A 19,563-nucleotide genomic window follows, 5' to 3' on the forward strand; every position below is an offset into this window, starting at 1 on the left:
GGACCCTTCACTATTAGGAAACTTTCTTTTTTTATGGAGGAGGAAGCAACCCCCTAGCCACCGTAGAGGAAGCATGACATGCGAAGGTTGATCACCTTCATTGCCATGGCGGTCGTCGCCACAACCACCGTTGTGTACAACGCCTCGCCCGCCTCCGCGCACGGCTTCATCACCAACCCGCCCAGCCGTCAGGCCAACTGCCACGCCGGCAAGGTCCCCAACTGCGGGCAGATCGTCTGGGAGCCGCAGAGCGTCGAAGGTCCCAAGGGCCAGCGCAACTGCCACGCCGGCGACGCCCGCTGGGCCCCGCTCAGCGACGACTCCAAGCCCTGGCCGGTCACCACCGTCAGCAGCGTGGTGAACTTCAAGTGGTACATCCCGGTCCCGCACTCCACCAGCACCTGGGAGTACTACGTGGGCGCCGAGCGGGTCGCGGTGTTCAACGACCGGGGCAGGCAGCCGCCGTCCTCGCTCACCCACACCGTCGACCTCGGCAACCGGACCGGCCGCATCAAGCTGCTGGCCATCTGGAACATCGCCGACACCCAGATGGCCTTCTACAACTGCGTCGACCTCCAGATCGGCAGCGGCCCCGGCGAGCCCACCCCCACGCCCACCCCCACCCCCACCCCGACCGTGACCCCGACGCCCACGCCGACCCCGACGCCCACGGCCACCGGTCCCGCCGGGAGCTGGGCGGCGGGCACCTCCTACACGCCCGGCACCCAGGTGACCTACAACGGCGCCACCTACCAGTGCCTGCAGGCGCACACGGCGATTCCCGGCTGGGAGCCGCCGAACGTCCCCGCCCTCTGGCGCCGGACCTGACCTGATATCCACCGGTGCCCGGCGAACCCGGGCACCGGTGGATGCCATGGTGCAGCGCTCGATCATGCTGCTGTTGCCAGGAAAGAGGGGGCTTCGGGGTTGAATGTGCGGAATGTAAACTGGTGGTCGTGACGATGCCCGGGGCCGGCCGCAACGCCATCTGTCTCGGCGGGCCGTGCCATGGCGTGCTCGCCCACGTCGACCAGGACATCGGCATTCTCGACATCCCCGTCCCACGCGGCCTGCCGGACGAGCCCGAGCGGCGCGCCGGTTACCGGATCACCCGTGAACGGGTGCGCTACTGGGGTCAGGCCGAGCCGTACATCGCCCTGCACTGGGCGGGGATGGACTAGCGGGTGCTGTAGGAGTGGGCTCCGGTCCCGGCCAGGGCGCCGCCCTCGACGATCAGGTACTCCTCGCGGATCGGCGTGCCGTCCAGCCAGCACTCCAGGATCTCCCGGGTGCCGGCGGCGTAGCGGGCCTGGGCCGACAGCGAGGAGCCGGAGATGTGCGGGGTCATGCCGTGGTGCCGCATGCTCCGCCACGGGTGGTCGGCCGGGGCGGGCTGCGGGTACCAGACGTCGCCCGCGTACCCGGCGAGCTGACCGCTGTCCAGCGCGCGCACGATCGCGTCGCGGTCGGCGATGCGCGCCCGTGCGGTGTTGATCAGGTACGCGCCGCGCTTCATGGTGGCGATCAGCTCGTCGCCGAACAGGCCCTCGGTCTCCGGGTGCAGCGGCGCGTTGACCGTCACCACGTCGCAGTGCGGAACCATCGCCGCCGCGTCCGGATGGAAGGTGAGCCCGAGCTCCTCCTCGACCTCGGCCGGCAGCCGGTGCCGGTCGGTGTAGTGCAGGCGCACGTCGAACGGCTTGAGCCGGCGCAGCACCGCCAGCCCGATGCGCCCGGCCGCGACGGTGCCGACGTCCATGCCCTCCAGGTCGTAGGAGCGGGCCACGACGTCGGCGATGTTCCAGCCGCCGTCCAGGACGGTCCGGTGGGCGGGCAGGTAGTTGCGCACCAGCGACAGGATCATCATCACGACGTGCTCGGCGACGCTGATGCTGTTGCAGTAGGTGACCTCGGCGACGGTGACGCCGTGCTCGATGGCCGCGTCCAGGTCGACGTGGTCGGAGCCGATGCCGGCGGTGACGGCGAGCTTGAGCTTGGGCGCCCGCGCGATGCGTTCCGCGGTGAGGTAGGCGGGCCAGAACGGCTGGGAGATGACCACCTCGGCCTCGGCCAGCTCCCGCTCGAACCTGTCGCTGTCCTTGTCGGAGGTGACCACCAGCGTGTGGCCGCGCTCCTCCAGGAAGCGCCGCAGGCCCAGCTCGCCGGAGACGCTGCCCAGCAGGTGCCCGGGGGTGAAGTCGATGCCCTTGGGGCTGGGCAGCGTCTGCCCGCCCGGGTAGCCGGACAGCTCGGGCAGGCCGTCGCGGGCGTAGGAGTCGGGGTGTCCGCCGATCGGGTCGTCGTACAGCACGCACAGCACCTTGGCCATGGGTTCGCTCCTCGTCAGTGGGGTGATCCCACTGTCCGCCGGGGCGTATCCGCTGGTCAAAGCGTTTGTGTCTATGGGGTGATAGGGGGCGTCTATGCCAGGTGGCCGCGTTCCAGCCGGTCGAGCACCTCGCGCAGATCCAGGTCGCGCGCCAGGTCCAGCAGCGCCCGCGCGATCACCGGCTCCGGCCCGCTGCCCGCCGTCACCAGCCCCACCCTCGGATCCCCGGACACCCGCTCAAGACGGACCACCCGCATGCCCTCCGGCACCCCGAACATGTGCAGCCACGCGTGCGCGATCACGCTCGACCACCGGTGCGTGGCCACGTGCGCGAACAGCGCCGACACGGTGTCGGTCTCGATCGCCGGTACGGCTACCGCCCCCGCCTGCCGGAAGTTGGCGTCCAGGATGCGGCGGTTGCGCATCTCCGGAGCCAGCAGGCACAGGGGCAGCGCGGCGACCTCCGCCCAGCGGGCCGTGCGCCGCTCCGCCAGTTCGCCGTCGGACGGGGTGAGCAGCAGGTAGCGCTCCTCATACAACGGGGTGACCCGCACCTCGCCGAGCTCCTCGTCGTCGATGTAGGTCATCGCCATGTCGATCTCGAAGTCGGCCAGCCGCCGGGTGATCTCCCGCGACGACAACGACGTCAGCAGCACCCGCACGTGCGGATACCGCTCACAGAACGGCGTCGTCAGCAGCGGGGCCGCGGTGAGCGCGGTCGGAATGGCGCCCATGCGCAGCGTGCCCGACAGCCCGTCGCGCATCCGCGACAGATCCTGGCGCAGCGCGTCGGCGTCGGCGAGGATGCGGTGCGCCCACAGCAGCACCCGCTCGCCTTCGGGCGTCAGCCCGGCGAAACGCTGCCCGCGCCGCACGAGCGGCACGTCCAGTTCACGCTCCAGCTTGCCGATGGCCGCCGACAGCGACGGCTGGGAGACGTGGCAGGCCGCCGCGGCCCGCGCGAAATGCCGCTCGCGGGCCAAGGCGACGAGATACTCCAACTGGCGTAACAGCACGCCCCAGGATCACTCCGGCGAGGCCGCGGTGTCACGGGAACGCGCCGTGGACAGGTCGGCGGTGATCCGGTCGGCGCTGATCGGCTCGCCGGGCAGCGGGGTCGCCTCCCGCGGGCGCAGGCCGTCGAGGAGCGTGGTCAGCATGCGTTCGCGTACCTCGTCGTTGAGCTGCCCGGAGACCGTCGGCAGCGGCCGGGTCAGCACGGCGAGGAACATCACCAGATCGGCGGCCCCCACGTCGGCCCGCAGCGCCCCCTCCGCGCGGGCCGCCGCGACCAGCGCCTCCAGCGCGTCCAGCAGCTCCGCGCGGGCCTTCGGGAACTGCGGGTCGCTCTCGACGTGACCGCCGAGGATGGGCAGCATCGCCACGACGCCCCGCTCGACGACCCGCGTGGCGAAGACCGTGAGCGCCCGCCGGGCGGTGGGCGCGGCCGCCAGGGTGTCCGAGGCCAGCGCGGCCACCTGCCCCATGTGCTCGAAGGCCACACACCTGATCAGCTCCAGGCGGCTGGGGAAGTGCCGGTAGAGCGTGGCGTTGCCGACGCCGGCCCGTTCGGCGATCTGGTCGAGCGGAGCCTCCGGCCCCTGCTCCAGGAAGGCCAGGTGCGCGGCGCGCAGGATCTGCTCCCTGTTGCGCCTGGCGTCGGCGCGTAGCTCTTTCACGGACCGCTCCCTAACCGTGGACACTCTCCCCGGTTATGTTACAGTCTCAGCTAATTGGGGAGTTTGTCCCCACTTAGTGAAGGAGTGAGATGGGATCCATCGCGAGAACCTCGCTCTCCTGCGTCGTGACCGGCGGCGGCCCGGCCGGCATGGTGCTCGGCCTGCTGCTGGCCCGGTCGGGCGTGGAGGTGGCGGTGCTGGAGAAGTACCCCGACTTCCTGCGCGACTTCCGCGGCGACACGGTGCACGCCTCCACGCTCGGCCTGCTGGACCAGCTCGGCCTGGGCGAGCGGTTCGCACGGCTGCCGCAGCAACGCGAACGGCGGCTGCTCATGCGCTTCGACGACGGCGCCGTCACCGAGGACTTCACCCGCCTGCCCGGCCGCCACCAGCACATCGCGCTGGTGCCCCAGTGGGACTTCCTCAACCTGCTCGCCGAGGCCGCGAGCGCCACACCGTCCTTCCACCTCGCGCAGAACGCCGAGGTGACCGACCTGATCACCACGGCGGGCCGGGTGAGCGGCGTGCGCTACCTGGACAAGGACACCGGCGAGACCCACCGCCTCCACGCGCCGCTGGTCGTGGCGGCCGACGGGCGCCACTCCACCGTGCGCCGCCTGCTCGGGTTGCGCCCGCGCGCCGCCACCGCCCCGCACGACTGCCTGTACGTGCGCGTCCCGCGCGCCGAAGGCGACCCGGACGGCACCATGCTGCGCTTCTCCTCCTCCGGCGGCCTCATCATGATCAACCGAGGTGACTACTGGCAGGCGGCGCTGCTGATCGGCAAGGGTACGGCCGACGCCGCACGGGCCGACGACGCCGCCTGGGTGCGCAGGACCATCGCGCGGCTGGCGCCGTACACGGAGGACCGGATGGCCGCGCTCGACCCGCGGGACATCGCGGCGCTGCAGATCCGCATCGACCGGCTGGACCGCTGGTGGGCGCCCGGCGCGCTGCTGATCGGCGACGCCGCGCACGCCATGTCCCCGATCGCCGGCGTCGGCATCAACCTGGCCATCCAGGACGCGGTCGCGACCGCCCGCATCCTGCTGCCCGCCCTGCGCCGCGGCCACGTCACCGACCGGGACCTGGCCCGCGTGCAACGCCGCCGCCAATGGCCGACCGTGCTCACCCAGCTCGCCCAGCGGCGGGCGCAGGAGAGCTTCGTGGCCGCCGGCATCAACGCCGGCGACACCGGCGGCGCTCCGCTGCGCATCCCGCAGCCCCTGCGCACGCTGCGGCACTGGCGCGGCTTCCCGCACCTGTTCGGGCGGCTCGTCGCGTTCGGCCTGCGTCCCGAGCGGCTGACCGGGCCGCTGGAGCCGCTGAGCCATGCGTAGCCGGGTGTTCGTCACGGTCAACGTGCTCGCGACGCTGGTGACGCTGGCGGTCTCGGTCCTCGTGATCGCCGACCCCGGCCTCGCGCTGCCCGCGGGAACCGAGGTCACGCCGGGGGTGGACACGTTCGCGCGGGCCTGCGCGGTCCGGTCGCTGGCGGTGGGCGGCGCGCTGCTGGTGTCGCTGGCCCGTGGCGCGCGCGGCGCGCTGACCGCGCTGCTGTGGGTGAGCGGGCTGACCCAGCTGGGCGACGCCGCGATCCACGCGCTCAACGGCGGCCCCGCCGCCGCGTCCGCCGGGGTGCTGGCCGTGGTGGCGTTCGGATCGCTGGGGTGGCTACGCCGCGACGAGTAGACCGCCCTTTGTTTGTCATTAATCGGTAAAGAATGGTCGTGAAAACGAAGCCGTCAATGTCACGCGTTTTCGGTCGCCGGGCGATGGTCATATAGCCTCCGACGACAAGGAGCGCTCACATGGCGGATGGGTTGAATACCGGGGACTCCGCGTGGGTGCTGGTGAGTTTCGCGATGGTGCTTCTCATGACGCCGGGACTCGCGCTCTTCTACGGCGGCATGGTCCGTTCGAAGAATGTCATCAGCGTGCTCTACATGAGCTTCGTCTCCATCGCCGTGGTGACGGTGATCTGGTTCCTGTACGGCTACGGCCTCGCGTTCGGCAGGGACCTGGGCGGGGCGGGGCTGATCGGCTGGGGCGACTGGGAGTTCTTCGGCACCACCCCGTCCATCCCCTACGGCCGGATCCCCCTCTACGTCTTCTCCCTCTTCCAGCTCGTCTTCGCGATCATCACGCTCGCCCTGATCAGCGGCGCGGTGGCCAACCGGGTCCGGCTAGGACCATGGATGATCTTCGGGGTCGTCTGGATGACGCTGGTCTACGTGCCGATCGCGCACTGGGTCTTCTCCAAGGGCGGCTGGATCAACCGCTGGGGAGTGCTCGACTTCGCGGGCGGCCTGCTCGTCGAGCTGAACTCGGGGGTGGCCGGGCTGGCGCTGGCGCTGGTGCTCGGCCCGTCGCTGCGCTTTCGCCGGGAAGGTCCGCCGGAGCCGGAGAACGTGCCGATGGTGATGACCGGCATGGGGTTGCTGTGGTTCGGCTGGTTCGGGTTCAACGGCGGCTCGGCGCTGACGGACGGCGCCCTGGCCGCCAACGCCGTGACGAACACGATGATGTGCGCCTGCGTGGCGATGATCGTCTGGATGCTCCTCGAACGCCGTCGTTACGGCAGGTTCTCCCGGCTGGGCGGCACCACAGGCGCGCTCGCCGGCCTGGTCGCGATCACCCCGGCCTGCGGGTACGTCAACCTCCTCGGCGCGACGGTCATCGGGATCGTGGCCGCCGTGGTCTGCGCGTACGCGGTGGAGATCAAGACCACGGTCGGCTACGACGACACCCTGGACGTCGTGGGCATTCACGGAGCGGGCGGTGTCGTCGGCCTCGTTCTGCTCGGTTTCTTCGCCACCGGCCAATACGGGAGCCCGATTTCCGGGCTTTTCTACGGCGGCTCGATCGCCTTGCTCGGAAAGCAGATCGTCGCCATTCTCGCGGTCGGCGCCTACTCCTTCGTGTTGACGTTTCTCATCGGCAAGGTCGTGGACCGCTTTTTCCGGCTCCGCGCCAGCGCGAGCGAGCAGGCCGAAGGCCTCGACAGCGAACTCCGCATCGGCTGAGCGGTCACTGCTTGCGCGGCCTCGGCGCCGGCACGCCCAGCAGCCGGCGGCGCACGGCGTCCCAGACGTCGTGGAAGGCTGCCAGGACCTCGGGGGAGCGATCGCCGAGCAGGCGCGCCCAGGCTCCCCGTTCCCCCGGCAGCACACCCGCCCCGGCCCGCAGCCCGGAGCCGGCCAGCGCCTCGTGCATGGTGTCGGCGATCTCCTGCGCCGGATGGGCGCCGGTGACGACGTACAGAGTGGACATGACGCCGAAACCGGCCATGACCGCCGGGCCGTCCACCGGACTGTCCCCCGGGACCAGGCGCAGGGGGTCGGCGAACATGAGCTCGCCGCCGGGCTCGCGTACCTCCACGTCGGTGCAGTACGCGGTGTACTCGTGCCGCTCGCCCCTGGCCAGCCTGCCCGCCAGCATCGTCTCGCCCAGCACCACGGTCGCGTCGGCCGCCGCGGTGACCGAGGTCCGCTGGTAGTAGCGGCTGCCGGCGAAGGCGATGGTGGGATCGGGCAGGTATTCGAGGTAGCCGCCGGGACCGACGTTCAGCTCGACCAGCTGCGTGGCGTAGTCGTGCTCCATCCGGTACAGCCGGGTCGCGCCCTGCGTGGTCAGATGCACCGACGCGCCCGCCTCGCACGAGACGTCCACACGGTAGCGGTCCCCCTGGAGCACGCCGCCGCCGGACATCATCAGCATCACGTACGGCAGGCCCGGCAGCGCCGGATCGTGGTAGTGCGGCCGGGTGATGTGCAGCGGAGCCTTCTGGAAATGCCCGGTCAGCTCCGTACGCTCACCCACCCGCCGGAACGCCAGATCCAGCACGCCGACCTTGCCGGGAGAGCCGACGGGCAAGGTGTCGAGCCCGCCGGCGTGCCGCCGCACCGGCCGCGGAATCCAGTCCGGCTGATACCGCCCAGGCGCGAGCCGATCGGCTACGGCCCCGCCGCCCAGCATGGTCACGCCGGAGCGGTACACGCGGCCCCCGCCCGGCTCTGGATGAGGTCGGCGACCTCACCGACCCCCGCACCGGTCAGGCAGTCGGTCAGCGTGACCGGGCCGTCGCCGCGCACCATCCTGGCGTCCCGCTCCATGACCCCCAGATCGGTCCGCACGTACTGGGCGATGTCGATCTTGTTGATGACCAGAAGATCCGAGGTCGTGGTGCCCGGACCGCGTTTGCGCGGCATCTTCTCGCCCTCGGCGGTGTCCAGCACGAAGATGAACATGTCGGCCAGCACCGGGCTGAAGGTGAGGGTCAGGTTGTCGCCGCCGCTCTCGAAGAGCAGCAGGTCGATGTCGGGAAACCGGTCGAGCATGTCGGCGCCGGCCGCCAGGTTCATCGTCGGGTCGTCGCGGACCGCCGTGTGCGGGCAGGCGCCCGTCTCGACGCCCACGATCCGCTCGGGGTCGAGGATTCCGGCCAGCGTGCGCCGTACGTGCTCGGCGTCCTCCTGGGTGTAGATGTCGTTCGTGATCACCCCGATGCTGTGGCCCCTGTCCTGCAGAATCGGGACGAGAGCCTCGATCAGCGCGGTCTTCCCCGAACCCACCGGGCCGCCGATCCCCACTTTGAAGACCTTCTCCAGTTCCATGCTCTCCGCCCTCTCTTCTGGTTGGTCACGTGATGAACAGCCGGGCCTGCGCCCGCTGGTGCCCGGCCGCGACGGTGTCGGCGACCGGCACCGAGCTGTGCAGGTCCCGAGGGTCCTCGGCGCCGAGCGCCGCCCGCGCCACAACCTCCAGATCCGGGCGTACGGCACGCAGCAACGCCTGCGCACGGCGGAAGTCGGTGCAACCCAGGCGCACCGCCGCCGTCACGTAGCTCGCGGCGAACGCGTACAGATCACCGGCCACGGCCCGAACCTCGCCGACGCCGAGACCCGCGTACAGCGCGCCCACGACCACGGCGTGGTTGCCCGGCGTGGCCTTGCCCGCCACCAGCTCCGCCAGGCGCGCGGCCTCGGGGATCGGGAAGGCGAACGCGGCCGTGTCCAGGACCTGGCGCCCGGTGCGCACCGACGCCGTGCGCTGCTCCCGGACGAGCTTGGTCGCGTGCAGCCTGTGGTCGACCTCGGCCAGCCGTTCCCAGTCGCCCGTCCGGACGGCGCGGTGGGCCAGCACGAGCGCGGCCGCGTCCCCCGGCCCCACCATGTTGTGGAGCAGGTCGGCCAGCAGCTCGCGCAGGCCGTCCTGGCCCACCGGCCCGAGCTGGGTGTAGCCCTCAAGCCCGTGCGACAGCGTGTACATCCCGCTCGGGAACCCCGAGTCGGTCAGCTGGAGCTGGGCCAGCAGCGTGCCGAGGTCCTCGCTCACAGGAAGAACAGCCGGTTCAGCGGGAGCTTCTTGGCCGGTTCGATGTGCACGGGCTCGCCGTTGAAGGTCACCTTGTACGTCTCCGGGTCGACGCGGATGTCGCCCAGCGTGGCGTTGCGCACCATGTGGCGCTTGTCGACGGTGCGGCACTGCCGTACCGGACGGATCAGGCGGCGCAGCCCGAGACGGTCGGGCACGCCCGCGTCGATGGCCGCGCCCGACAGGAAGGTGACGCACGTCGCCGCCAGCGCGCTGCCGTGGGCGGCGTACATCGGGCGGTAGTAGATGGGCTGCGGCGTCGGCAGGGAGGCGTTGGCGTCGCCCATCTGGGCCCAGCTGATCATGCCGCCCTTGATGACCATCGTGGGCTTGGCCGCGAACGTGGACACCGGCCACAGGACGATGTCGGCGAGCTTGCCGTCCTCCAGCGAGCCGATGGTGTCGGCCATGCCCGAGACACGCGCCGGGTTGATCGTGAGCTTGGCGATGTAGCGCAGGACCCGGAAGTTGTCGTTGCGCGCGGAGTCCTCCGGCAGCGGGCCGCGCTTGTCCTTGCAGTGGTGGGCCACCTGGAAGGCGCGCGTGAACGACTCACCGATCCGGCCCATGGCCTGGGAGTCGGAGCCGATGATGCTGATGACGCCCAGGTCGTGCAGGACGGTCTCGGCCGAGATGGTCTCGGCGCGCACGCGGCTCTCGGCGAACGCCACGTCCTCCGGCACGTCGTAGCTGAGGTGGTGGCAGACCATCGTCATGTCGAGCAGCTCGTCGATCGAGTTGACCGTGTACGGCAGCGTCGGATTGGTCGAGGCCGGGCAGACGTTCGGCTCCCCGGTCACCCGGAGGATGTCGGGGGCATGGCCGCCACCGGCGCCCTCGGAGTGGTAGGTGTGGATCGCGCGGCCGTTGATGGCGCTGATCGTGTCCTCGACGAACCCGGCCTCGTTGAGCGTGTCGGTGTGCACGGTGATCTGGATGTCGAGCTGGTCGGCGACCGAGAGCGCGCAGTCGATCACCGCGGGCGTGGCGCCCCAGTCCTCGTGGACCTTCAGCCCGCAGGCCCCCGCCCTGATCTGCTCCTCCAGCACGCCGGGCAGGCTGCTGTTGCCCTTGCCGAGCACGCCGATGTTGATCGGGACGTTCTCGAACGCCTGCAGCATCCGGCCGATGTTCCAGGCGCCCGGGGTGGTGGTGCAGCCGCGGCTGCCGTCCGCCGGGCCCGTGCCGCCGGCGACCAGGGTGGTGATGCCGTTGCTCAGCGCGTTCTCGACCTGCTGGGGTGCGATGAGATGGACGTGGGTGTCGATTCCGCCCGCGGTGGCGATGAGGTTCTCGCCGGAGATCACCTCGGTGTTGGCGCTGATGACCAGGCGGCGGTCGACGCCGTTCTGGGTGTGCGGGTTGCCGGACTTGCCCACCCCGACGATCTTCCCGTCCTTGACGCCGATGTCGCCCTTGACGATGCCCAGGATCGGGTCGATGATCACCGCGTTGGTGATCACCAGGTCGAGGGCGACGGCGCCGCCGGTGGCCGGATCGGCCGCCATGCCGTCCCGGGCGGTCTTGCCCCCGCCGTACTGGGACTCGTCGCCGTAGTGGCCCTCGGTGTAGTCCTTCTCCACCTCGACGACGAGGTTGGTGTCGCCCAGGCGGATCCGGTCGCCCACGGTCGGGCCGTACATGGAGGCGTACTGCCGGCGGCTCATGCTGGTCATGCGGCTCAGCCCTTCTTCTTGGCGCCGGAGGACTTCTTCGCCGGCTTCTTGGAGGGCGCCGGTTCCGGCTCTTCGAGGTAGCCGCGCTCGCGCATGCGCCTGAGTGCCTCGCGGTGGGCGTCGCGGCTGTGGATGCCGCCGTTGAGCAGGCCGCCGAATCCCACGATGCGCTGGCCGCCGCCGTACTCGACGAGCGTGACGCGCTTGGTGTCGCCCGCCTCGAAGCGGACCGCGGTCCCGGCCGGGATGTCCAGGCGGGTGCCGAACGCCTGCTCGCGGTCGAAGCTCAGGGCCCGGTTCACCTCGAAGAAGTGGAAGTGCGAGCCGATCTGGACGGCGCGGTCGCCGGTGTTGCGCACGGTGAGCGTCACCCGGGCCTGGCCGGCGTTCAGCTCGATGTCGCCCTTGCCGTAGATGTATGGATCATCCGACATGAGAGTGTGTCTCCTCGTGGGTATGGGTGTGCGGCATCGGTTCGGCCAGGCCGTCGTCGCGATGTCCGCTCCAGCGATGCTCGGCCTCCATGGCGCGCCGGTGGATGAGCGTGGCGAGCGAGGCGCGTCCGAGGAGGGGCCCGGCCGTCCGCGTGCCGGGCCGGGTGGGCGCCGGTACGAACGAGGCGGGCACCAGGACGACCTCCTCGGCCCCCAGCAGGCGGCAGCGCTCGACGCCCTCGTCCACGTCCGGATCGCCGCCGCTCAGCGCGACCTCGACCCAGCGGACCGGCGTGAACTGCCGGACCAGCCGGGCGATCTTGAACAGCTCGGCGTCCGGCTCGGGGCCGATCGCGGGCGCCACCAGCAGGACGGCGGAGGCGGCCGTGAGCTTCGCATGGACGACCGCGGCCCGCAGCCAGCCGACCAGGTGACCGGTGTCCGCCAGCGGCCGGGCCAGGAGCAGGTCACCGGCATCCCGGTCGCGCGCCGCCCAGCGCAGAGCCTGGGCGGCCACGCCCGCAAGGTCCGGATCGCGGCCCAGAGTCATCGGCACGACCACCGCCGGACGCCGCGGGATCGCCGACCGCAGCTCGCGATCCACGGAGCAGACCCGCGGCGCGTCCGGCCCGAGCAGCGGCGGCAGGCAGCGACCGCCCCGGCTCTCGGCCCCCGCCGCGAGAAGAATCTCGCGCACCGTCATTGCGCGCCGACCGGATCATGGCAGGACACCAGCTTGGTGCCGTCGTCGAAAACCGCCTCGACCTGCAGCAGCGACAGCATCCCGCGCACCCCCGGCAGCACGTCGTCCGGGCCGATGACCTTCTTCCCGAGCTCCATGCACTCGGCGACCGACCTGCCGTCCCGCGCCGCCTCGACGACCGCGCAGCTGATCAGCGCGACCGTCTCCGGATAGTTGAGCTTCAGACCGCGATCCTTGCGCTGGCGCGCCAGCTCGGCCGCGGTGAAAAGCAGCAGCTTCTCCATTTCCCTGGGGGTGAGATTCATCAGAGTTCCTTTCTGAACGAGTCACGCGCGCGCGATCCTGGAGAACATCGGCACAGCCGCCAGGAACGTCCACGTCACCAGCACGAACGGCCAGGTCAGGGTGTGGCCTCCGGCCACCGCGAACAGATTGCTGATCCCGGCCGTCAGACCCGCGGCCGCCACCGCGCCGACCAGGGCATAACCGGCGCTCACCGGCGTGGCCACCACGAACGTGCCGAACAGCGCGACCCCCGTCAGCACCGAGTTGTAGCCGTAGAGCCCGGCGCCCAGATCGGCGGCCTGAGCCCCCAGCACCCAGCCGGTAATCAGACCGGTCAAACTCGACACCAGCGCCACCAAACCCACCCGCCAGCCGGCGAGCACCAGTCCGGCCAGGAAGATGAGCCCGACGTACCACTGGCCCTGGAGGAAGACCTGGCCGATCCCGCTGAACGTGCCCCGCCACAGGTGGTCCCAGCTCATGCCGGTGCCCGGAGCCGTCGCGGACGGCGCCGCCGTACTGACCTGGCGGGCCCACACCCGGCTGAACGAGGACCCCCCGACCACCATCACCGTCGTGATCACACAGAAGGGCGCGGTCAGGGCGGACAGCTTGTACGGCATCAGCAGCACGTTGAGCGCCGAGGTGAGAACGCTGCCAGCGACCGCACCGAAGATCACCAGCAGGACGGTCAACCAGCTGACGTCAAAGTAGAGGGCCAGCCCCACCCCGATCAGCGTCCCGCTGAACCCCTCCAGGCCGAGCGCCACCCGATCGCTCCACGAGACGCCCAGTAGATGGGCGGTGAGCGTGGCGGTCACCGTGCCCAGCAGCCCGAACACCCCGAACCGCCAGCCGCCCACGAACAACGCGACCAGGAACACCAGCCCCACCCAGGGATTCGGCTGGAAGACGACCTGGGCGACGCCCCTGAGGATCACCCGTGGCAGGTCGTAGCGCGGTACCCGAGATGTCCCCGATGACATGAATCCAGCCGTTTCCGCCGCTACCGGATGATGACGCCGGGCCCCCTCATACGAAAGGGGCGCGACACATTGGCATCTATCCCTGAGCGAAGGGGGAAAAGACCAAGGACAGCCATCGACTGGACAAAGTCATCGTGTTCGGTGGCTTCGGGCGACGGGCAGGGCTTTCAGAGGTAGAGGCCGGTGGGTTCGGCGGTGGCGGCGGGGGCGAGGGCGGTGCCGTTGCGCTTGGCGTACAGCTCGGCCAGGGTGGCGCCTTCCGGGCCTATGCCGTCCTGGGTGCCCAGCCAGGATGTCGCTTCCGCGTGTGACAGCGCGCCCACCTCGATCTGGGCCAGGCAGCGGCCGGGCCGTACCACGGCGGGGTGCAGGCGGGCGAGGTCCTCGTTCGTGGTGATCGCGACCAGCACGTCGCGGCCCTGTCCGAGCAGGCCGTCGGTCAGGTTGAGCAGGCGGGACAGGCCCTGGCCCGTCATCTCCTTCGCGCCGGAGCGGATGAGCTCGTCGCAGTCCTCCAGCACGAGCAGGCGCCAGCGGGAGCTGCCCTCGTCGTCCTCCTGGTCGTAGCCGACGGCGACCTCCATGAGGTAGCCGGGCTCGGCGAACAGGTGCTCCGGGTCCAGGACGCAGTCGACCTGGCACCAGTCGCGCCACTGGCCGGCGAGGGTGCGCAGGAGCGTCGTCTTGCCGGTGCCGGGCGGGCCGTGGAGCAGGATCAGGCGGCCGGTCACCTCCGCGGGGGTGACGGCCATCAGCGCGTCTATCGAGGTGCGGGCGGTGCCAGAGTAGTTGCCGGAGATCTCCGACCAGGCCTGCGTGGTGATCGGCTTCTCGGAGCGGTGGCCGCCGTGCGGGCCGCGCCACCAGAAGCCCATGCGGCTGTGGTCGTCGGCCGGCTCGGGCTCCTCCGCGCCGTCGGTGCACTCCCGCAGCACCGAGCGGGCGAGGTCCTCGCTGACGGCGGTGACGGAGACGGTGGCGGTGCGGTTGCGATGGCGTACGACGCGCAGCGTCCATCCTTCACCGGTGACCAGGCGTGACTCGGTGCCCTCCTCGACCTTCGCGGTGCGCACCACCTTGCCGGTGGCGGGCTGCAGGGCGGCGTCGGGGCGTACGCGCTCCAGCTCGGCCTGCCGTGACCACGGCTGGGTGCCGGTGGCGAACGGGGACAGGGCGAGAGCGTCGATGACGTCGATGGCCGAATCGGCGTCGTCGAGCCACAGGTTCATGGGCAGGCCGGATGACATGGGCTCAATGATCCAGGTCAGCGCCATCCGGTGTCGAAGGATTTTGCGTGAAATAACGGTATACCACTATCTTCGGGGGATGACCGACCTGCTCCTGCGCGACGCCCGGATCTGGGGCTCCGACGCGCTCACCGACCTGCTCATCCGCGACGGCGCCGTCGCCGCCGTCGGCACGGACCTGGCCGCGGACGGCGTGCCCGTCGAGGGGCTCGGCGGCCAGTTGCTGCTCCCCGGGTTCGTGGACGCGCACGCGCACGTCGACAAGACCATGTGGGGCGGCCCCTGGGTTCCGCACGACGCCGGGCCCGGCCTCATGGGCAAGATCCGCAACGGCGTCGAGGCCCGCCCCGCCCTCGGCCTGCCCAGCGCCGACTACATCACCGCGCTGCTCCAGCAGATGGTCGTCTCCGGCACCACCCACGCCCGTTCGCACGTGGACGTCGACACCGCCATGGGTTTGGCGGCCGTCGAGGCGGTACGCGAGGCCGTGGCCCGCCTCGACGGCCGCATCACCGTGGACCTGGTCGCGTTCCCGCAGGCCGGCCTGCTCACCGCCCCGGGCACCGCCGACCTCATGGACCAGGCGCTCGCCGCCGGCGTCGGGCTCGTCGGCGGCATCGACCCGGCCGGGCTGGAGAACGCCCCCGTCGAGCATCTCGACGTGGTCTTCGGCCTGGCCGAGAAGCACGGCGCCGGAGTCGACATCCACCTGCACGACGGCGGCCCGCTGGGCGTGTGGCAGTACGACCTGATCATCGAGCGCACGCTGGCGCTCGGGATGCGGGGCAAGGTCACCATCTCCCACGGCTACGCGCTGGGCGAGGTTCCCGCCGACGTCCAGGCCCGGGTGATCGCCCGGCTGGCCGAGGCGGGCGTCTCGCTCGCCACCGTCGCGCCCGCCAGCGCCCCGCCGCTGCCCCTCACGGCCCTGCGCGAAGCGGGCGTCCCGGTCGGCGCGGGCAATGACGGGGTACGCGACCTGTGGAGCCCCTATGGCAACGGGGACATGCTGGAGCGGGCACTGTTCCTGGCCCAGCGCAGCCGGTTCGTCCGCGACGAGGAGATCGAGATCGCCCTGGAGGCCGCCACCCTGGGCGGCGCCCGCGTCACCGGCCGGCGCGCCGGGTTCGCGGTGGGCGACCCGGGCGACTTCGTGGCGGTGAACGCCCGCACCCCGGCCGAGGCGGTCTGCGTACGCCCGGCCAGGTCCCTGGTCGTCAAGTCCGGCCGGGTCGTCGCCCGCGACGGGCGCCTGGTGTGATCGGCTGGTGTGATCAGCGCCGCCGCAGGTCGCCGGTCTGGGTGACGAGGTCGTTGCCCGGCACGTCGCGCCACTTGTAGGCCAGGACGTCGCCGTTGAGCGTGAGCCAGATCGTGCCCGGGATGCACCCGCCCGACGAGGCGCCCAGGCTGAAGATCAGCGTCTTGCCCTCGATCTTGGTCAGCGGGATGGTCGCGGCGCACTCGGACTGCGAGTCCTTCTCGGTCCAGGCCGCCGTGGTCGCGCCGGCCTTGAGCGTGACCGTGTTGATGGAGCCGTCGGTGTCCAGGAAGTTGGTCGACTTGGTGTGACCGTCCCATGAGCCCGCGAAAGCCTTCGGAATCTTGACATTTCCGGACTTGACCGGGGTGGACGGCTCGCTGGTGGGCTCCTCCTCCGACGGCTGCGCGGTGGCCGAGACCTCGGCCGTGGGGGACGGCGGGGGCGTGGTGGAACGTGCCGACCACGGATTGTCCGGGCCCTGGTTCAGCAGGAAGACGGCGCCGCCGGCGGCCAGGGCGACCACGGCGGCGATCCCGCCCATGAGCACGCCCCGCTTGCGGTTGCGGGGCGAGCTCTGCGTGGTCAGCGCCGCCGACTGCGGGCCCGTCAGATGAGCCGCCCCCTGCATCCCAGAAACAGGTCCGGTGTACGGCATGCCGGAAATGTCGGCCCCCCGACCAGTAAACCCCGGACCCCCTGTACCGGCCCCCGGGCTTCCGAAACCGGAGCCCCCTGTGCCGGAGCCCGGTCCGCCCGCCCACGGCTCTCCGGCGGGCACGCCGGTCCCCGGTCCGGCGGGTCCGTGGTGGAAGGGGAAGGTCGGGGCGGCCTTCGGGTCCACCAGGGCCACCATCAGGTCCCTGGCCCTCGGGCGGCCCGCCGGGTCCTTGGAGAGCGCGGCGGCGATCAGCCCGCGCAGCCGTTCGGGAAGAAGGGACAGGTCGGGCTCCACGAACAGCACCCGCTGCATCGCCGCGGGCACCGTCTCGGCCCCGAACGGGCTGGTCCCGGTCGCCGCGAACACCATCGTCGCCCCCCACGCGAACACGTCGGAGGCAGGCGAGGCGGGCGTGCCGTTGATCTGCTCGGGCGACAGGTAGGCGGGGGTCCCGATCAGGCCGGAGGTCATCGTGGCCGCCCCCTCGGCGCGCGCGATGCCGAAGTCGACCACACGCGGCCCGTCCGGCCCCAGCAGCACGTTGGCCGGCTTGAAGTCGCGGTGCACGATCCCGGCCGAGTGGATCGCGGTCAGGGCGGTGGCCGTACCGACGATCAGGCGCTCGAGGTCGCCCTCGCGCAGCGGGCCGAGCGAGCGCACCCGGTCGGCGAGGGAGGGCCCGTCCACGAACTCGCTCACCACGTACGGCCGCGAGCCCGACACCGAGACGTCGAGCACCCGGGCGGTGCAGAAGGAGGCGATGCCCTCCATCGCCTGGAGTTCGCGGGCCAGGCGGGCGCGGGTGACCGGGTCCCCGGTGCTCAGGAGTTTGACGGCGACCTGTCCGCCGGAGCGGGTGCGGGCGAGGTAGACGATCCCCTGGCCGCCCTCGCCGAGTCGGGCGTCAAGGACGTAATCGCCCAAAGTCGCCGGATCGTCAGGTGTCAGGGGGGTCACCATGGCCGATACGTTACCGGTCGGCATGCGTTACGGCAGATCGACGGGTACCTTGTGTCGTTGGTCAAATTTTCCCCCTATGTGGAGGTATCGGGGTGTCCAGGGTGACGTTCCGCGAGCGTGCTCGGTATTGGTTCGACAACACCATGTCCAAGGGCACCGCGTCGCTGATCGGCTGGCTCGCCCTCGTCTCGGTGGCGCTCATCCTCGTGGTCAGCGGGCTCACGCTCTGGCTGGCGCCCGAGGAGCCGGAAGGCGTCGGCGGACCGGGCCACGTGCTCTGGATCTCGCTCATGCACGCCCTGACCCCCAGCAAGGTCGCCAGCGACAAGGGCAGCGTCGCGTACATGACGGTGATGTTCGCCGGCTCGCTCGGCGGCCTGTTCATCGTCAGCATGCTCGTCGGCCTGCTGTCCAACGGGCTCAAGCAGCGCGTCGACCGGCTGCGCAGGGGCCGCTCGCGCATCGCCGAGTCCGGGCACACGGTGGTGCTGGGCTGGTCGGACCAGGTGTTCACGATCGTGGGCGAACTGGCCAAGGCACACGCCAGCCAGCGCGGCTCGGTCATCGCGGTCCTCGCCGACCGCGACAAGCTCGCCATGGAGGAGGAGATCCGCGAGCGCGCTGGCGACCTCGGCAGGACCCGCATCGTCTGCCGCACCGGACGCCCCACCGAGCCCCGCGACCTCAGCCTCATGAACCTGGCCGCCGCCCGCTCGGTCGTCGTGCTCTCCCCGGAGGGCGAGGACCCCGACGCGCACGTCATCAAGATCCTCCTCGCGCTCGCCAAGCGCTCCGGCATCCACCCGCCGGTCGTGGCCGCGCTCACCTCCGGCCGCAACATGGCCGCCGCCCGCCTGGCCGGCGGCCCGCTCGTGCACCTGGTGGACTCCGACGACACCGCCTCCCGGCTCATCGTCCAGTCCTCGCGCCAGTCCGGCATGTCGGTCGTCTGCATGGACCTGCTCAACTTCGACGGCGGTGAGATCTACCTGCGCCCCGCCGAACTGCTGGTGGGCAAGACCTACGGCGAGGCGCTGCACGGCTACCACTCCGCCACCGTCATCGGCCTGCGCACGAGCGCCGGCGTCGCGCTGAACCCGCCCACGGACACCGAGATCGGCCCCAAGGACGAGGTCATCGTCATCGCCCACGACGACTCCTCGATCTGGCCCGCCGCCGGCGCACCGAAGATCGACGAGTCGGCCATGGCCGTCACGGAACGTGCCAAGCACGCCCCCGCGCGCACCCTGCTGCTCAACTGGAACGGCCGCGCCGAGCAGATCGTGCGCTACCTCGACGGCTACGTCGCCCCCGGCTCCGAGCTGGAGGTCGCCGCCGACCACCCGAAGGCCGGGGCCAACCTCACCGGCCTGCGCAACCTCACCGTGAACGTCAAGGACTGCGACACCACCGACCGCTTCGCCCTCGAAGCGCTCGGCCTCGGCCTGTTCCAGCACGTCATCGTGCTGTCCGACGACCGCTTCAAGGCCGACCACGCCGACACCCGCACGCTCATGACACTGCTGCAACTGCGCGACATGCAGACCAAGCTGGGCGAGCACTACTCGATCGTCAGCGAGATGCACGACGAGAGCAACCGCGCGCTGGCCGAGGTCACCGAGGCCGACGACATCGTCATCAGCGACACCGTCATCGGGCTGCTGCTCGCCCAGCTCGCCGAGAACCAGCACCTGGCCGACGTCTTCGGCTACCTCTTCGACTCGCGCGGCTCCGAGATCTACCCGCGCCCCGCCTCCGCCTACGTCGGGACCGGGGTCGAGGTGGGCTTCTCCACCGTGGTCGAGGCGGCTCGCCGGCGTGGGGAGACCGCCATCGGCTACCGGACGGCGTACGCGCGCAACAAGCCCCCGCACTACGGGATCGTCCTCAACCCGGACCGTTCCCGGCGCGTGTCGTTCGGCCCGCACGACTCGGTCATCGTCCTGTCGGAGCGCTAGGCCCCACA

Annotated in this window: 20 protein-coding genes; 7 read left to right on the forward strand and 13 right to left on the reverse strand. The window is 71.0% G+C overall.

All coding sequences use genetic code 11. The annotated features are described in order from the left end of the window. Positions 1-78 precede the first annotated feature (78 nt). Complete coding sequence (locus tag HNR40_RS14860; protein ID WP_184961399.1) at positions 79-828, forward strand: lytic polysaccharide monooxygenase; 750 nt, start codon at positions 79-81, stop codon at positions 826-828. A gap of 128 nt (positions 829-956) precedes the next feature. Continuing rightward, a complete protein-coding gene (locus tag HNR40_RS14865; protein WP_184961401.1) occupies positions 957-1,181 on the forward strand; it encodes a hypothetical protein in 225 nt (74 codons plus the stop codon). Here HNR40_RS14865 and HNR40_RS14870 read toward each other — a convergent pair. From HNR40_RS14870 to HNR40_RS14880, 3 genes are all read right to left on the reverse strand, one after another. Then, positions 1,178-2,329 (reverse strand): NAD-dependent formate dehydrogenase, encoded by a 1,152-nt coding sequence (locus tag HNR40_RS14870; RefSeq protein ID WP_184961403.1) that lies wholly within the window; start codon positions 2,327-2,329, stop codon positions 1,178-1,180. The genes HNR40_RS14865 and HNR40_RS14870 overlap by 4 nt on opposite strands. A gap of 92 nt (positions 2,330-2,421) precedes the next feature. Next, positions 2,422-3,345 (reverse strand): LysR family transcriptional regulator, encoded by a 924-nt coding sequence (locus HNR40_RS14875; protein WP_184961405.1) that lies wholly within the window; start codon positions 3,343-3,345, stop codon positions 2,422-2,424. A gap of 9 nt (positions 3,346-3,354) precedes the next feature. Continuing rightward, positions 3,355-4,008, reverse strand: a complete 654-nt coding sequence (locus tag HNR40_RS14880) for a TetR/AcrR family transcriptional regulator (RefSeq protein WP_184961407.1) — start codon at positions 4,006-4,008, stop codon at positions 3,355-3,357. 89 nt (positions 4,009-4,097) lie between these two features. Here HNR40_RS14880 and HNR40_RS14885 point away from each other — a divergent pair, with 89 nt between their 5' ends. From HNR40_RS14885 to HNR40_RS14895, 3 genes are all read left to right on the forward strand, one after another. Further along, the gene (locus tag HNR40_RS14885; RefSeq protein WP_184961409.1) at positions 4,098-5,348 is read left to right on the forward strand and encodes an FAD-dependent oxidoreductase; all 1,251 of its coding nucleotides are present in this window, start codon (positions 4,098-4,100) and stop codon (positions 5,346-5,348) included. Then, positions 5,341-5,700, forward strand: coding sequence for a DUF4267 domain-containing protein (locus HNR40_RS14890; protein WP_184961411.1), 360 nt, complete (start codon positions 5,341-5,343; stop codon positions 5,698-5,700). The genes HNR40_RS14885 and HNR40_RS14890 overlap by 8 nt, the downstream gene beginning before the upstream one ends. A 119-nt stretch (positions 5,701-5,819) precedes the next feature. Next, on the forward strand, positions 5,820-7,034 hold the full coding sequence (locus tag HNR40_RS14895) for an ammonium transporter (RefSeq protein ID WP_184961413.1): 1,215 nt from the start codon (positions 5,820-5,822) through the stop codon (positions 7,032-7,034). 4 nt (positions 7,035-7,038) lie between these two features. Here the strand turns inward: HNR40_RS14895 and HNR40_RS14900 are convergent, their stop codons facing one another. The 9 genes from HNR40_RS14900 to HNR40_RS14940 form a co-directional block, all read right to left on the reverse strand. Continuing rightward, positions 7,039-7,986 (reverse strand): urease accessory protein UreD, encoded by a 948-nt coding sequence (locus HNR40_RS14900; protein ID WP_184961728.1) that lies wholly within the window; start codon positions 7,984-7,986, stop codon positions 7,039-7,041. Between the two features lie 2 nt (positions 7,987-7,988). Beyond that, on the reverse strand, positions 7,989-8,624 hold the full coding sequence (ureG, locus tag HNR40_RS14905; protein ID WP_184961415.1) for an urease accessory protein UreG: 636 nt from the start codon (positions 8,622-8,624) through the stop codon (positions 7,989-7,991). A 25-nt stretch (positions 8,625-8,649) separates the two neighbouring features. Further along, on the reverse strand, positions 8,650-9,345 hold the full coding sequence (locus HNR40_RS14910) for an urease accessory protein UreF (protein WP_312896350.1): 696 nt from the start codon (positions 9,343-9,345) through the stop codon (positions 8,650-8,652). Then, on the reverse strand, positions 9,342-11,060 hold the full coding sequence (ureC, locus tag HNR40_RS14915) for an urease subunit alpha (RefSeq protein ID WP_184961417.1): 1,719 nt from the start codon (positions 11,058-11,060) through the stop codon (positions 9,342-9,344). Before ureC ends, HNR40_RS14910 begins: the two co-directional genes overlap by 4 nt. Positions 11,061-11,065: 5 nt before the next feature. Continuing rightward, on the reverse strand, positions 11,066-11,494 hold the full coding sequence (ureB, locus tag HNR40_RS14920; RefSeq protein ID WP_184961419.1) for an urease subunit beta: 429 nt from the start codon (positions 11,492-11,494) through the stop codon (positions 11,066-11,068). Further along, the gene (locus tag HNR40_RS14925; RefSeq protein WP_184961421.1) at positions 11,484-12,191 is read right to left on the reverse strand and encodes a sirohydrochlorin chelatase; all 708 of its coding nucleotides are present in this window, start codon (positions 12,189-12,191) and stop codon (positions 11,484-11,486) included. The genes ureB and HNR40_RS14925 overlap by 11 nt, the downstream gene beginning before the upstream one ends. Positions 12,192-12,193: 2 nt before the next feature. Continuing rightward, positions 12,194-12,502 (reverse strand): urease subunit gamma, encoded by a 309-nt coding sequence (locus tag HNR40_RS14930; protein ID WP_184961423.1) that lies wholly within the window; start codon positions 12,500-12,502, stop codon positions 12,194-12,196. 21 nt (positions 12,503-12,523) lie between these two features. After that, complete coding sequence (locus tag HNR40_RS14935; protein ID WP_312896351.1) at positions 12,524-13,423, reverse strand: urea transporter; 900 nt, start codon at positions 13,421-13,423, stop codon at positions 12,524-12,526. 212 nt (positions 13,424-13,635) lie between these two features. Beyond that, positions 13,636-14,715: a DUF5925 domain-containing protein gene (locus HNR40_RS14940; protein WP_184961427.1), complete on the reverse strand. Its 1,080-nt coding sequence runs from the start codon at positions 14,713-14,715 to the stop codon at positions 13,636-13,638. Between the two features lie 79 nt (positions 14,716-14,794). Here HNR40_RS14940 and HNR40_RS14945 point away from each other — a divergent pair, with 79 nt between their 5' ends. Beyond that, on the forward strand, positions 14,795-15,976 hold the full coding sequence (locus HNR40_RS14945; protein ID WP_184961429.1) for an amidohydrolase: 1,182 nt from the start codon (positions 14,795-14,797) through the stop codon (positions 15,974-15,976). Between the two features lie 13 nt (positions 15,977-15,989). Here the strand turns inward: HNR40_RS14945 and HNR40_RS14950 are convergent, their stop codons facing one another. Next, entirely contained in the window at positions 15,990-17,597 is a 1,608-nt protein-coding gene (locus HNR40_RS14950; RefSeq protein ID WP_184961431.1) for a serine/threonine-protein kinase, read from the reverse strand. A gap of 92 nt (positions 17,598-17,689) precedes the next feature. Here HNR40_RS14950 and HNR40_RS14955 point away from each other — a divergent pair, with 92 nt between their 5' ends. Further along, positions 17,690-19,555, forward strand: coding sequence for a CASTOR/POLLUX-related putative ion channel (locus HNR40_RS14955; RefSeq protein WP_184961432.1), 1,866 nt, complete (start codon positions 17,690-17,692; stop codon positions 19,553-19,555). The last annotated feature ends 8 nt before the right edge of the window (positions 19,556-19,563 follow it).

It is taken from the genome of Nonomuraea endophytica, from assembly GCF_014203235.1.
GTDB lineage: Bacteria > Actinomycetota > Actinomycetes > Streptosporangiales > Streptosporangiaceae > Nonomuraea > Nonomuraea endophytica.

Bases quoted from the DNA above. Each gene is read 5' to 3' on its own strand.
- HNR40_RS14895 (WP_184961413.1), top strand. From the start codon at position 5,820: ATGGCGGATGGGTTGAATACCGGGGACTCCGCGTGGGTGCTGGTGAGT.
- ureB (WP_184961419.1), bottom strand. From the start codon at position 11,494: ATGTCGGATGATCCATACATCTACGGCAAGGGCGACATCGAGCTGAAC.
- HNR40_RS14870 (WP_184961403.1), bottom strand. From the start codon at position 2,329: ATGGCCAAGGTGCTGTGCGTGCTGTACGACGACCCGATCGGCGGACAC.
- HNR40_RS14940 (WP_184961427.1), bottom strand. From the start codon at position 14,715: ATGTCATCCGGCCTGCCCATGAACCTGTGGCTCGACGACGCCGATTCG.
- HNR40_RS14890 (WP_184961411.1), top strand. From the start codon at position 5,341: ATGCGTAGCCGGGTGTTCGTCACGGTCAACGTGCTCGCGACGCTGGTG.
- HNR40_RS14900 (WP_184961728.1), bottom strand. From the start codon at position 7,986: ATGCTGGGCGGCGGGGCCGTAGCCGATCGGCTCGCGCCTGGGCGGTAT.
- HNR40_RS14860 (WP_184961399.1), top strand. From the start codon at position 79: ATGCGAAGGTTGATCACCTTCATTGCCATGGCGGTCGTCGCCACAACC.
- ureG (WP_184961415.1), bottom strand. From the start codon at position 8,624: ATGGAACTGGAGAAGGTCTTCAAAGTGGGGATCGGCGGCCCGGTGGGT.
- ureC (WP_184961417.1), bottom strand. From the start codon at position 11,060: ATGACCAGCATGAGCCGCCGGCAGTACGCCTCCATGTACGGCCCGACC.
- HNR40_RS14945 (WP_184961429.1), top strand. From the start codon at position 14,795: ATGACCGACCTGCTCCTGCGCGACGCCCGGATCTGGGGCTCCGACGCG.
- HNR40_RS14885 (WP_184961409.1), top strand. From the start codon at position 4,098: ATGGGATCCATCGCGAGAACCTCGCTCTCCTGCGTCGTGACCGGCGGC.
- HNR40_RS14950 (WP_184961431.1), bottom strand. From the start codon at position 17,597: ATGGTGACCCCCCTGACACCTGACGATCCGGCGACTTTGGGCGATTAC.
- HNR40_RS14930 (WP_184961423.1), bottom strand. From the start codon at position 12,502: ATGAATCTCACCCCCAGGGAAATGGAGAAGCTGCTGCTTTTCACCGCG.